The following is a 13,290-nucleotide window of genomic DNA, read 5'->3' on the forward strand; positions in this document are numbered from 1 at the left end:
GATCCCAATGTCACCCCGTCCGCTTACCACCCTTCCTTTCCTGCTGCTCTCCAGCGGCCTGCTGGCCAGTGCCGTGCAGGCCGCCACGGCACCTGACGCGCCAGCCCCGCTCGAACTGGAACCGCAGTCGGTGGTCGCCACCGCGCTGGAAGAAACCAAGCAGGCCCCCGGCGTGTCGGTGATCACCGCAGAGGACATTGCCAAGCGCCCACCGGCCAACGACCTGTCGCAGATCATCCGCACCATGCCAGGCGTGAACCTCACCGGCAACTCCACCAGCGGCCAGCGTGGCAACAACCGCCAGATCGACATCCGCGGCATGGGCCCGGAGAACACCCTGATCCTGGTCGACGGCAAGCCCGTGGCCAGCCGCAACGCCGTGCGCTATGGCTGGCGCGGCGAGCGCGATACCCGCGGCGACAGCAACTGGGTGCCCGCCGATCAGGTCGAGCGCATCGAGGTGATCCGTGGTCCCGCCGCGGCGCGCTACGGCTCCGGTGCCATGGGCGGGGTGATCAACATCATCACCAAGCAGCCGGGCGAGCAGACCCACGGCAACATGACCGTGTACCAGAACTTCCCGCAACACGGCGAGGAAGGCGCCAGCAAACGCGTGAGCTTCGGCCTCAACGGCCCGCTCACCGATGCCCTGAGCTACCGGGTCTATGGCAACGTGGCCAAGACCGACGCCGACGACTGGGACATCAACGAAGGGCATCAGTCCACCCGCAGTGGCAATCAGGTCGGCACCCTGCCGGCCGGGCGCGAGGGCGTGCGCAACAAGGACGTCAACGGGCTGCTGAGCTGGAAGCTCGATCCTCGGCAGACGCTGGACCTGGAAGCCGGTTTCAGCCGCCAGGGCAACATCTACAGCGGCGATACCCAGAACACCAACTCCAACGCCACGGTCAAGAACCTGCTCGGCCACGAAACCAACCTGATGTACCGCGAGAACTACGCCCTCACCCATCGCGGCGACTGGGACTTCGGCTCCAGCATGGCCTACCTGCAATACGCCAAGACCCGCAACAGCCGCATCAACGAAGGGCTGGCCGGCGGCACCGAGGGCATCTTCAGCAACGCCGACATGTCCACCTCGACCCTGCGCGACCTGACCGCCCATGGCGAGCTGAACCTGCCACTGCACGCCTGGCGCGACCAGACCCTGACCCTGGGCAGCGAATGGAGCCAGCAGAAGCTCGACGACCCCAGCTCCAACACCCAGAGCACCAGCGAAGGTGGCAGCGTCGCGGGCCTGGCCAGCAGCGGCCGCAGCACCACGTCCCAGGCGCAGATCTTCTCGCTGTTCGCCGAGGACAACATCGAGCTGCAACCGGGCACCATGCTCACCCCGGCGCTGCGCCTGGACCATCACAGCGTGGTCGGTGACAATTGGAGCCCATCGCTGAACCTGTCCCATGCGCTCAGCGACACCCTCACCCTCAAGGCCGGCATCGCCCGTGCCTACAAGGCGCCGAACCTGTACCAGCTCAACCCCGACTACCTGCTCTACAGCCGCGGCCAGGGCTGCTATGGGCAGAGCACCAGTTGCTACCTGCAAGGCAACGACAAGCTCGAAGCGGAAACCAGCGTCAACAAGGAACTGGGCCTGGAATTCCAGCGCGACGGCTGGGTGGCCGGCCTCACCTACTTCCGCAACGACTACAAGAACAAAATCGACTCCGGCCTGGGCCGCATCGGCAGCGCCAGCGGTGGCACCGGCAGCTACGCCAACGCCGCCATCTACCAGTGGGAGAACATTCCCAAGGCACTGGTCGAAGGCCTGGAAGGCACCTTGACGATTCCGCTGGCCGAGCAGTTGAAGTGGAGCAACAACTTCACCTACATGCTCCAGTCCAAGAACAAGGAAACCGGCGACACCTTGTCGGTGACCCCGGCCTATACCCTCAACTCGATGCTCGACTGGCAGGCCACCGACGACCTGTCGCTGCAACTGAGCGTGGCCTGGTACGGCAAGCAGAAGCCCAAGAAGTACGACTATCACGGCGACCGGGTGACCGGTTCCTCCAACGACCAGCTCGCCCCCTACGCCCTGGTCGGTGCCAGCGGCACCTACGCGATCACTCGCAACCTCAGCGTCACCGCCGGCGTCGACAACCTGTTCGACAAGCGCCTGTTCCGGGCCGGCAACGCCCAGGGCGTGAACAACATCGATGGCGCGGGCGCCGCGACCTACAACGAACCGGGTCGCACCCTCTACACCAGCCTCACCGCGTCCTTCTGAAGCCGACCTGCGCGCCGTCCACCACGGCGCGCAGGCCGCCTGCCCCGCCTACCGAGATCGCCCGATGAACACGACCCTCCGCGGCCTGGCCCTGGCCCTGCTACTACCACTGGCCGCCCAGGCCCAGCCCCCTGCGCATCCGCACCCCGACCAGCCGATGGACACGCGGCTGTTGCAGCGCGAGGACCTACCCTATCACTTCAGTACCCTGGACCTCGACTCGGCCGATGGCCAGCGCCACTATCGGCTGTGGATCGGCAAACCCGACCGACCGGCGCCCGCCAGTGGCTACCCGGTGCTATGGATGCTCGATGGCAACGCGGCCCTTGGCGCGCTGGAACCTTCCGCCCTGCAAGCATTGGCCCAGGGCCAGGCGCCACTGCTGGTGGCCATCGGTTACCAGAGCGCGCGGCGCATCGAACGCGACGCCCGCACCTACGACTACACGCCACCCGTGCCGGGCCGGGCCGAGCAGCGCGATCCGCTGACCGACCTGCCCAGCGGCGGGGTTGACGCGTTCCTGGACCTGCTGCAACAGCGCATGCGCCCAATGGTGGCCGAACGTGCGCCGCTGGACCCGCAGCGCCAGACGCTCTGGGGCCATTCCTATGGCGGCCTCGCCGTGCTGCATGCACTGCTCGCCCGCCCCGGCCTGTTCAGCGATTACGTGGCCGCCAGCCCTTCGCTGTGGTGGAACGACGGCGCGATCCTGGCCGAGGTCGATGGGCTGGATGCCCGCCTGCACGCGTACCGACCCCACCTGTGGCTGATGCGCGGAGGCGAGGAGCCAGGCGATCCGCGCAGCGCGCCGGGCGAGGACCGCGAAAACGCCATGGACCGCCTGCGTGCGCGGCTCGCCTCGACCCCTCAGGTGCAGGTGGAGTACCGCCGCTTCGACGGCCTGGGCCACGGGCCGATGCTGCCCGCGTCCCTGGCCGCGGTGCTGCAGCGCCTGAGCACCGCTCCCGCACCTTGAGCGAACATGCCGCTCAGGTCGGGACACGGGTTGCGCAACGCCAGACGGTCTCGCACAGGAAGCGATCCAGCGCCTGGCTGTCTGCGCGTTCCCCACGCGCGACCTCGACGCCCTCGGCCCGCGCCAGCTCACCCTCGATGAACGCGTGCAGCACGGCGTCCCGCGGGCCATGTTCCGCTTCGCCAGCCTGGCGCTTGCGCTCGAGCAGGCGATCGATGGCCTGGCGCAGCTCAGGCTCGTGGGCGGTGCGCGCCAGCAAGGTGGTGAACGCCGTGGGCGGCATGCCCAGCCCCTGATCGATCCAGCGCACCGCCAGCAGCGGGCGGATCACGTACAGGTATTTCTTCAGCCGCACCGTGTCGCCCAGCAGGTAGCCGCGCAGGTTCTTGCGCGCCATCGCCAGGTAGTGATGACGCACCGCCCGTGGCGAGTAGAAGGTCCGCGCCAGCGCGGCCAGGCCCTCACGTGCCTGCGGGTCGGCGCGGTAGACCAGTGGCGAGCCCAGCCATTCGAGCAGGCTCGGGTTGGCGCCGCGCAACAGCCGCAAGGCCTTGCGCAGCTCCCAGCCGCTGACGTCCAGTTCGTCGTCCAGCGGTCGCTCGATGACGTCGCGCGGTTCATCCACCCGCAGATACCACTCAGGCCGCTGCACGTAGACGAAGCGCACATCGTAGTCGCTGTCCGGCGAGGCGAAGCCCCAGGCGCGGCTGCCCGATTCGCAGGCGTACAGCACCGTCACCTCGTGCTCGCGTTCGAGGCGTTGCAGTTCATCCAGCACCCGCGCGCGCATGGCGTCGGACAAAGGGTGCGGGTCGTGTTCATTCATGATCTGACTCCTGTTCTGCGTGCGGCGCCGCCTGGGCGCCGCTTTCAACCTTTCACGCACACCACCTGACGCAGGGTGTGCAGCACTTCGACCAGCTCGCGCTGGGCGTGCATGACCGCATCGATGTCCTTGTAGGCCATGGGAATCTCGTCGATCACCGCCGCATCCTTGCGGCATTCCACATGGGCCGTGGCCCGGCGCTGGTCGTCGAGGGTGAAGCGCTGCTTGGCCTGGGTCCGGCTCATCACCCGGCCCGCACCATGGCTGCACGAGCAGAACGATTCGACATTGCCCAGGCCGCGCACGATGAAGCTCTTGGCGCCCATGGAACCGGGAATGATGCCCAGCTCGCCCTTTTTCGCCGACACCGCGCCCTTGCGCGTCACCAGCACCTCGTGCCCGTAGTGCTGCTCGCGCTGCACGTAGTTGTGATGGCAGTTGATCGCCTCCAGGCTGGCCTCGAAGGGCCTGCCCAGCACGCTGCGAGTCGCCTCCACCACAGCACGCATCATCAGCTCGCGGTTGTGCCGGGCGAAGTCCTGGGCCCACTCCACCGCTTCGACGTAGTCGGCGAAATGCCGGCTGCCTTCCTCGAAATACGCCAGGTTACGATCCGGCAGGTTGGCCAGGTGCTGACGCATGTCGGCCTGGGCACGCTCGATGAACAGGCTGCCGATGGCGTTGCCCACCCCGCGCGATCCGCTGTGCAGCATGAACCAGACCCGGTCGGCTTCGTCCAGGCACACCTCGACGAAATGGTTGCCACCCCCGAGGGTGCCCAGGTGCTGGCGGTTGTTGGTCTTTTCCAGCTGCGGATACTTGTCGGTGATGGCCTTGAAGCGCCCCGCCAGCGCGCTCCACGCCTGGTCGGCCTGGCTCGGCACATCGCCCCACGCGCCCTGGTCGCGGCGCCCGTGCGTTTTGCCATGGGGCACCGCTTTCTCGATGGCGCTGCGCAGGCCGTGCAGGTGGTCCGGCAGGTCACGGGCATGCAGCGAGGTGCGCGCCGCGATCATGCCGCAGCCGATATCCACCCCCACCGCAGCCGGGATGATCGCCCCGACCGTGGGAATCACGCTGCCGATGGTCGAGCCCTTGCCCACATGCACATCGGGCATCACCGCCAGGTGTTCGAAGATGAACGGCAGGCGCGCCGTGTTCATCAGTTGCAGGCGCGCAGCCTCGTCCACCGGCACGCCCTCGGTCCACAGCTTGATGGGCTTGCCGCCCGCCACTTCCAGTATGTTCATGTCCTGTTCCTCGTGGATCAGCCCGCCTTCAGGCTGACCAATCCGTTCAATACTTGATCCAGGCCGCCGAACACCGAAATCCGGTCGATCCGTTCGGCCACCCGCTCCAGGGTTTCGAGCTCCTTGAGCCGCAGCGCCGTCGGGCTGCCCTCCATCACCTTGGCGGTGTTGAGCAACGAGCGCGTCGCCTGGGTTTCCTCACGACGCCGAATCACGTTCGACTGCGCGGCTTTTTCCGCCTCCACCACCTGCGCCAGCAAGGTCTTCATCTCGCCCGGCAGGATGATGTCGCGCACTCCGAGGCTGCTCACTTCCAGCCCGCTGCCGGGCAGCAGTGCCTGCAAGTGCTGGCCGACGCTGTCGTCGATGCACTGCTTGTCGTCGAGCAGTTCATCCAGCGTGCGGGTGCCGACCGCCGCGCGCAGGCCGAACTGCAGCTCACGGTACAGATGCTCCACGGGCTTGCTGAAGCGCGAGTGGGCTGCCAGCACATCGGCGAAGCGCCAGTTGGCGACCAGGTTCAGGCGCAGGCTGACCTTGTCGCGGGTCAGGATCTCCTGGCCGTTGACCTCCAGGGCCTGGACCCGGGTGTCGATGGCGTCCACCGTCACCTGGCTGCCGCAGCGCCAGAAACCGTATTGCCCGGCCTGCAACAGGTCGTGCACGGCGCCATCGATCTTTAGCACGCCGACATGGAAGGCCGGCACCGTGACCAGCAGCACATGCTCCAGCCCGGCGATGCCTGGGCGATTCAGACGCGCCAGCAGCGCCGACGGCACTTGCCGGCCCTGGGTCAGGTCGACGCGCTCCAGACGCTGTTCGGCCTGGCCTTTCCAGTACAGCCGACGGCTGTCCGGGCCGAGCAGTTCCACCAGCTTGCCATCTTCCAGGCGCAGGCCCAGTTCGTGCTCGCCCAGGTCCATCGCCTCGAAATAGCGCTCGACCAGCTGCGGCTGGTGCTGACGCAGGTAACCGGCCAGCGGATGGTCGAACAGCGGTGAGTTGAGGCTGAAGGTCTGCACCGCCAGCCGGTCGTGCCAGTCGAAACGCTGGTACAGCCCGGGTTCGAGGAGCGCCTCGAAGTCGCCTTCGTTGAGCAACAGGCCGCGTTCGTTCTTTTTCACGATGAAGCGTTTCAACAATTTCATGGATTCGTTCCTTTCTCGCTATCCAGGGGTGCCGGTGGTGCCGCCCCACCGAGCGCTGCGGGCGGGACCTGGCGGGAGTCCGGTGCCGGGAGCCAAGCTCCGGCGGCAGCCTTCGTTGCGCCAGGCCCGGCCGGCAGGCCGGGTGAAGCGGCGGTGGTGCCGAGGATCCTCCTCGTGTGGCGGCCTTCCTGGCCCTGCACCGCACCAGCGGGTGTTGCGTTCGAGCTACCTTAGAAGGGTAGTGCCGGGTAATCCGGCGAGCGTCCGAGCAGCCGTTTCACGGGTCGTGCGCGGTATGACCGGTCGTTGCGGCGGCGGCATGCACGACACCGACACCTGAGTGGGTACGTGCACCGGCGGGGTTGGAACCCCTGGCCCAGGGCCTGCCTGGCGAATCGGTCGCAAGGGATATAGCGAGAGGCGTGCCAGACTTTCACGAGCACACTCAAATTTTTCTTAACTAATTGATTTAAATGAATTTATTAAACGGATCAATGTTTCCTAGCCTATGGGCCGCTGGGCTTGAAGACGTCTAGTTTTATATACTGAGATATATGCTTATCTTTTTGGATAAACCCAATGACTCGTCCACGCGTCGCCATCGGCTTTCTCGGCACCACCCTCGACCGCAACGGTAAAGGCGCAGCCCGCTGGAACCGCTGGCGCCCCACCATCGGCCTGTGTCGTCAGCCCGAGCTGCCCCTTGATCGCCTGGAACTCATCCACGGGCTGGCCGCACGCGACATCGGCCTGGCCGAACGCATCCGCGCCGACATCCGCCAGGTCTCGCCGCACACCGAGGTGCGCCTGCACCCGCTGACCCTGGGCAATCCCTGGGACTTCGAGGAGGTCTACGCCGCGCTGCACGACTTCGCCAGCGCCTACCCGTTCGATACCGAGCGCGAGGACTACCTGGTGCACATCACCACCGGCACCCACGTCGCGCAGATCTGCTGGTTCCTGCTGACCGAAGCCCGCTACCTGCCGGCGCGGCTGGTGCAGACCGCCCCTTCGCGCCAGCGCGAAGAGGCCAGCGACCCCGCCGGCCAGGTCACCCTGATCGACCTGGACCTGTCGCGTTACGACCGGATCGCCTCGCGCTTTCGCCAGGAGCAAGCCCAGGGCCAGTCGCTGCTCAAGTCCGGTATCGCCACGCGCAACGCCGCCTTCAACCGCACCATCGAGCAGATCGAGCGGGTGGCCCTGCGCTCCCAGGCGCCGGTGCTGCTGGTGGGGCCGACCGGTGCCGGCAAGTCGTTCCTCGCGCGGCGCATCCACGAACTCAAGCGCGGCCGCCACCAGCTCGAAGGGCGCTTCATCGAAGTGAACTGCGCGACCCTGCGCGGCGACGGCGCCATGTCCACGCTGTTCGGTCATGCTAAGGGCGCCTTCACCGGCGCGCAGAACGCCCGCGAGGGCCTGCTGCGCGCGGCCGATGGCGGCATGCTGTTCCTGGACGAGATCGGCGAGCTGGGCGCGGACGAGCAGGCCATGCTGCTCAAGGCCATCGAAGAGAAGCGCTTCTTCCCCCTGGGCTCGGACCGTGAAGTGCAGAGCGACTTCCAGCTCATCGCCGGTACTCACCGCGACCTGCGCGCGCGGGTCGCCGACGGCACCTTCCGCGAAGACCTGTTCGCCCGCATCAACCTGTGGACCTTCGCCCTGCCGGGCCTGGCCCAGCGCCGCGAAGACATCGAGCCGAACCTGGATTTCGAGCTGCAACGCCACGCCCGCGAACAGAATCGTCAGGTGCGTTTCAACCTCGAAGCCAAGCGCCGCTACCTGGCGTTCGCCCACGCCAGCGAAGCGCGCTGGGCGGGCAACTTCCGCGAATTGTCGGCGTCGATCACGCGCATGGCCACCCTGGCCGACAGTGGGCGCATCGATGAAGCCTTGGTCAACGAGGAGATCGAGCGGCTACGCCACGCCTGGGGCCTGGAGTCAACGGTGCAGGCCGATCCGCTACTGACCGGGCGCGAGCTCGACCTGTTCGATGAGGTGCAACTGCGCGCCGTGCTCGAGGTGTGTCGACGCAGCGCCAGCTTGTCCGAGGCCGGACGCGAGCTGTTCGCGGTGTCCCGGCAGGAGAAAGCCAACCCTAATGACGCCGACCGCCTGCGCAAGTACCTGGCACGGTTCGGATTGGACTGGCAGGGGATCAAAATCAAGGCCTGAACGCTACACGCCCTGCGCCTCGATCACATCCAGGACCTGATCCAGGCGCGCGCACCGCAACGAGCTCAACCAACTCAGCGGCGCTGTTTTGCTGGTTGCAGGCTTCTGCCAACAGCGTTTTCAGAGGGCGCGGCGCATCGTCATTGCCCGGCTCGTCTTCCAGTCGTTCGCAGTGCTGGTAGGCCGATTGGCGCATGGCACAGAGCAGCCAGGATTCGGACTTGGGCTGTGGCAGCATGGGCACACCGATCGTCGAATCACCCGACTCGAAGCCATCGAGCATGGACTGCCATTTTTCCTGCCATTGCTGGCGAGAAGACGAGCACAAGGTATCGGCGTCGCGAAACAGCACAGGAATCACGGGACGCCCCTGTTCCGCCGCCATTTGCACAGCCGTGATCGCAAGCCGTTGAGCATTTTCGAAGTAGTATCGTGTTTCCTGCTCCTTGCGCTTGCCCGGCGCCTTGAACTGCCGCCCCGCATGATTGCGTTTCGCAGCGACAAGCTCGGACTTGTGCATGAACTCCACGCAGTCCGCGCCCAGCATCGAGTACTCGAATCGATGTTCGACCAGGCGATCAATGAAATGCGTCATGGGCCCAGCGCTGAATACCCACCCCTGCTGGCCATGTTCTTGTGCGCCGATATCGCTCGGCCCTTCCCCGCTGACCAGCAAAAGCATCAGCGTTCTGCGTGGATGCGCACCAGGCGCTGATTCAATGCGATGAGATTGGTGTCGACGAACACTTCTCCCGGCCCCATCACCGACAGCTTTTCGGCCATTTCGGGAATCGCGAAGAAACGAACGGCACGGGTTCGACCTTCGGCCGTCTTGTAGATGAACTGCACAGCCTTGCGAACCACCGCATCCTCCAAATAGTTGAGGACCATTGGGCTGTGAGTGGTCACCATGACCTCCTGCGGCGTATTCACCAGATGATCGAGCAAAAACTCGATGACCTCGGGGTTGATGCCGTTTTCTACTTCGTCGAACAACATGAATTGGTGATCGGACAGGGTTTCGGCCAGAATCGCCATGAGCCGCAACATGCCATCGTTCATGTGACGCGCTTCGATGACGAACCGGTGATCGGCATAGCGCTCATGAATGCTCAAGGACTTCCAGCCTGCACGCAAGGCGGACAGATCGATTTCCTGAATCTGTGGGTAAGGACCACTCAACAACTCGCGCAGTCGATGCCTGCTGGACTCGGGCAAGGCGTGCAGAAACGAAGACAGTTTCTCGCCCGCAAAACCCAGGCCGCCATCGGCCTCCCGCGACTTGCGCCGCAGGTGCTGTGGCGAAAGAGCGTCGAGCGAAGTGATCGAGGCGATGAAGCGCTTGAACGCAACCAGCTGCTCGCTGACGCTGTCTTCCTTGAGCTGTGAAGGCAACGAGCCCTGGTACTCGAAGGCAATCTCGCCGGTCAGCCACTGCTGATTCCGAGATTGTTCGACGACATACTTGCCGTCATCCACTTTCAAGATAACAACATCGTCGACTTCGATGCTTTCCTGTGTGCAACGCAACAGCGAGCGATTGAAACTGCTTCGCCAGACAATGCTCACACCGTCCAGATCACACTGGATTTCGAACGTGATATTACTCGCCTTGCTGAGTTTGGACTTGAGGTCGAGCGCTTTCCACTCTCGGCTCTTCAGCCAGCCGGAAAGGTCTCCGTGCATCTGCTGGGAAAGAAAGTCCATGGCCTGGAGGATGGTCGACTTGCCCGCACCGTTGAGACTGATCAGACAAGTGAACTGACTGAGCCCCATGGAAAAGCCGACCAACGACTTGAAGTTGTCGACGGTGATTCGCCGGAGCTGAATTCGCCCCTCGCGGCTCGTGTTCACTGGAGTATCTGCGGTCATATGTGAGTCTTCCGAATCCCTTTCACTACGCAGGCCGAACGATAGCGCTTTCTGATGAAGGCGTTCCTAGCTCGGCTGTTTTCCAGATGACGCAGCGCAATGGACGTCGGACATTTCTGAACTTGAAAATGAATGCTTCAGGGCCTGCCCGTCCAGGAAGTATCCTACGCATCTTGCCGAAGCCTATCTGTTGTCGGGGTGCGACCTGAGGAATAACGTCCTCGGGTCGCGATGCTGCGACCGGGCGTGAGAACCCGCAGATGAGTAATCCGGCATGTCCATATGGCAGCCGTGCGCGGGCAGACTTCGGTCTGGCCGAGTTTGCCTTTACTCCCTCGGTTTCTCACCCCGCGTACGGCCGCCACCATATCCTTGAGAAAGATCGTGGCGGTCCCCTTGGATCAAGGAGTAAAGCCATGAAAAAGATCGTCCCCGATCCGCCGACCAGTGCCCCTACCCTCCCTGGCGCAGCACCTTCCTCTCCCAACAGCGCGACGCCACCTGTGACCACGCTCGGCCTGGAAACCTTCCACGAGGTCGGTCATCCGCCCGTCGATCTGTTCCGCGTGCTGCCGGGCATCCCCGCCGACCACGCCCTGGACGAAGTGACCAATCTGCTCGGCTGCATTCGTCACTTGCTCAGCGAAGGCCTGCTGGAGCAAGACACCCGGCAACTGGCCGCCGCCGACTACCTCAGCGCCTTCGCCAAGGCGATCATGGCCGACCTGCAGCGCGCCCGCCTGAGCTGAATCGCCCGGCCTCGCACGCGGTCAGGGGTGCATGTACTTGAGCACGTACAGGCTCAGCTCGCGGAACACCGAGGCCGGAATCCTCGGCATCAGCGCCTGGGCCTTGTCCAGCGTCTGGCAGCAGCGCTGGACCATCTGCTGGCGAATCGACGGCTCGACCATGCCCGCGTGCACCACCTGGGAATATTGCAGATAGGAACAGGGGAAATTGGCCTGGGCACTGCGCACGATCTCGAAGCGCGGATTGAACTGCGGCGCCAGCACGAACGGCTGGCCCTTGAAGTCGGGCTGCGGCGCCAGCTCGCTGGGCGCCTCGCAGCGGCTGTGGCACAACGCCTTGCTGTCCATGCCGGTTTCGAAGCCGCGGTGATACAGGGTGATCTCGGACCCTGGCGAGTGCATGCAGGCGTTCTCGAAGGCATCCAGGATCGCCCGGGCGTTGCCCTGGGAGGTCTCGATACTGCTCAGCGGCACGAACCGCTCGAAGGCATCTTCCCCCACGGCCTTGACTCCACGGTGCAAGGTGGACCAGTGGCTGAACTCCTTCTGGCAGGCGATCAGGTGCACCTCGAACCGATAGCCCAGCGCTACCGCCGTGGCCGGGAAACTGGCGAACTCCGCGCTGTCCAGCGCGCTCTCCAGAATGATGTTGTAGCGGTTCTGCAACGCATAGCCGAACAGCTTGGCCCCCAGCGCCCAGATGAACGGTTCGGTATGGGCGTACACCTGCAGCACCCCCTGCTCGCGCATCTGCTGGTAACGCGGATGCAGCGCACGGTAGGCGGGCAGGTACAGGCGCACATAGTTGCCATAGGCATCGCCGGGCAGCAGGCTGTTCTCCAGCAGATAGGTCTTGCCCGAGCCCTGGGCGCCGGCGACGATCAACAGCTTGGGCGCGAGCTGGCCGTCGGCGCCGATGTCTCGGGTCTTGTCGAACAGGGTGACGGCCAGGCTATCGAACACGGCCTGCAATTCAGCGTCGGTATAGGCATATTCGGGGTTCATGATGAGGCTCTCTGGTGAACGACCACGGATCGGTCGGCCGCAGCACTGTCGATCAGCCCGGTGCCCGGAACGCGGTAGATAAGCGCCGCACGACCTTCGCAGGGGTTGCTCGCCCCCGGGCGCCTTGGGTTATGCTGCCGGGGTCTTCAGGGCGGGGTGAAAGTCCCCACCGGCGGTGAATCGAAAGATGAGCCCGCGAGCGCCCCGGCCATGCCGGGGGTCAGCAGATCTGGTGAGATCCCAGAGCCGACGGTCAGAGTCCGGATGAAAGAAGGCGCAAGCGCGGGGCTTCCGAGCCTCTGCGTGCGCATGTGTTCGCCCCGAGACGTTCATCGATCATTCACGAGGAGCGTTTCATGTCCCAATTCCACCCTTCCCAGTTTCCCAACGTCAGCGCGGCCATTGCCGCGTTCAAGGCCGGTCGGCCGGTCCTGTTGCTCGACGACGACGATCGCGAGGACGAGGCCGACGTGGTCGCGGCTGCCGAGAACCTGTCGTTGTCCACCATGGCCATGATGATCCGCGATTGCAGCGGCATCGTTTGCCTGTGCCTGGACGAGACCACCGTCGAGGCCCTGCAACTGGCGCCGATGGTGCAGCACAACCAGGCACGCCACGGCACCGGCTTCACCGTCAGCATCGAGGCGGCGCAGGGCGTCAGCACCGGCGTGTCGGCCCAGGATCGGCTCACCACCATCGAAGCGGCGCTGCGCTCCACGGCGCAACAGCGGCACATCGTCAGCCCTGGCCATGTATTCCCCCTGCGCGCCCGCGACGGCGGCGTGCTGACCCGCCGTGGCCACACCGAAGGCTCGGTGGACCTGGCCCGATTGGCCGGGTTGCGGCCGGCTGCCGTCTTGTGCGAGCTGATGAACCCCGACGGCAGTATGGCGCGCGGCGAGCAGGTGGCGGTGTACGCCCGCCAGTACGACCTGCCGGTGCTCACCATCGAGGAGCTGGCGCGCTACCGCGAGGCGATGCTGACCATGGAGGCTCAGCCAGCCTGATCCGCCGCCACCGGGCGCGGCGACGGTAGCGAGTGGG

11 protein-coding genes and 1 riboswitch are annotated in these 13,290 nt (G+C 65.1%); of the genes, 5 read left to right on the forward strand and 6 right to left on the reverse strand.

The window, feature by feature from the left end:
* Positions 1 to 7 precede the first annotated feature (7 nt).
* A complete protein-coding gene (locus IAE34_RS18520) occupies positions 8 to 2,245 on the forward strand; it encodes a TonB-dependent siderophore receptor (protein ID WP_200140430.1) in 2,238 nt (745 codons plus the stop codon).
* A 64-nt stretch (positions 2,246 to 2,309) separates the two neighbouring features.
* A complete protein-coding gene (locus IAE34_RS18525; RefSeq protein WP_200140431.1) occupies positions 2,310 to 3,221 on the forward strand; it encodes an alpha/beta hydrolase in 912 nt (303 codons plus the stop codon).
* A gap of 13 nt (positions 3,222 to 3,234) precedes the next feature.
* Here IAE34_RS18525 and IAE34_RS18530 read toward each other — a convergent pair whose 3' ends face one another.
* Genes IAE34_RS18530 through IAE34_RS18540 form a run of 3 tightly spaced genes read right to left on the reverse strand, consistent with a single transcriptional unit; the run spans position 3,235 to position 6,445 of the window.
* Complete coding sequence (locus IAE34_RS18530; protein ID WP_200140432.1) at positions 3,235 to 4,047, reverse strand: nucleotidyltransferase domain-containing protein; 813 nt, start codon at positions 4,045 to 4,047, stop codon at positions 3,235 to 3,237.
* 44 nt (positions 4,048 to 4,091) lie between these two features.
* Entirely contained in the window at positions 4,092 to 5,297 is a 1,206-nt protein-coding gene (locus IAE34_RS18535; protein ID WP_200140433.1) for an RtcB family protein, read from the reverse strand.
* Between the two features lie 17 nt (positions 5,298 to 5,314).
* On the reverse strand, positions 5,315 to 6,445 hold the full coding sequence (locus tag IAE34_RS18540; protein WP_200140434.1) for a slipin family protein: 1,131 nt from the start codon (positions 6,443 to 6,445) through the stop codon (positions 5,315 to 5,317).
* A gap of 579 nt (positions 6,446 to 7,024) precedes the next feature.
* Between IAE34_RS18540 and rtcR the strand changes: the two genes are divergently transcribed.
* Complete coding sequence (gene rtcR, locus IAE34_RS18545; RefSeq protein ID WP_200140435.1) at positions 7,025 to 8,620, forward strand: RNA repair transcriptional activator RtcR; 1,596 nt, start codon at positions 7,025 to 7,027, stop codon at positions 8,618 to 8,620.
* On the opposite strand, the gene IAE34_RS18550 is transcribed toward rtcR, so the two are convergent.
* On the reverse strand, positions 8,610 to 9,302 hold the full coding sequence (locus IAE34_RS18550) for a hypothetical protein (RefSeq protein ID WP_200140436.1): 693 nt from the start codon (positions 9,300 to 9,302) through the stop codon (positions 8,610 to 8,612). The genes rtcR and IAE34_RS18550 overlap by 11 nt on opposite strands.
* Positions 9,302 to 10,492 (reverse strand): AAA family ATPase, encoded by a 1,191-nt coding sequence (locus IAE34_RS18555; RefSeq protein WP_200140437.1) that lies wholly within the window; start codon positions 10,490 to 10,492, stop codon positions 9,302 to 9,304. The genes IAE34_RS18550 and IAE34_RS18555 overlap by 1 nt, the downstream gene beginning before the upstream one ends.
* A 416-nt stretch (positions 10,493 to 10,908) precedes the next feature.
* Here IAE34_RS18555 and IAE34_RS18560 point away from each other — a divergent pair, with 416 nt between their 5' ends.
* Positions 10,909 to 11,241 carry a DUF3077 domain-containing protein gene (locus IAE34_RS18560; protein WP_200140438.1) on the forward strand — a complete coding sequence of 111 codons (333 nt, stop codon included), beginning with the start codon at positions 10,909 to 10,911 and terminating at the stop codon, positions 11,239 to 11,241.
* Positions 11,242 to 11,262: 21 nt separating this feature from the next.
* Here the strand turns inward: IAE34_RS18560 and IAE34_RS18565 are convergent, their stop codons facing one another.
* Positions 11,263 to 12,246: a zeta toxin family protein gene (locus tag IAE34_RS18565; protein WP_200140439.1), complete on the reverse strand. Its 984-nt coding sequence runs from the start codon at positions 12,244 to 12,246 to the stop codon at positions 11,263 to 11,265.
* A gap of 138 nt (positions 12,247 to 12,384) precedes the next feature.
* Positions 12,385 to 12,526, forward strand: a riboswitch (FMN riboswitch).
* A 76-nt stretch (positions 12,527 to 12,602) separates the two neighbouring features.
* Here IAE34_RS18565 and ribB point away from each other — a divergent pair.
* Positions 12,603 to 13,253, forward strand: a complete 651-nt coding sequence (gene ribB, locus IAE34_RS18570; protein WP_200140440.1) for a 3,4-dihydroxy-2-butanone-4-phosphate synthase — start codon at positions 12,603 to 12,605, stop codon at positions 13,251 to 13,253.
* Positions 13,254 to 13,290: the final 37 nt, after the last annotated feature.

This window comes from Pseudomonas sp. S30, from assembly GCF_016518545.1.
In the GTDB taxonomy this organism is placed as follows: Bacteria; Pseudomonadota; Gammaproteobacteria; order Pseudomonadales; family Pseudomonadaceae; genus Aquipseudomonas.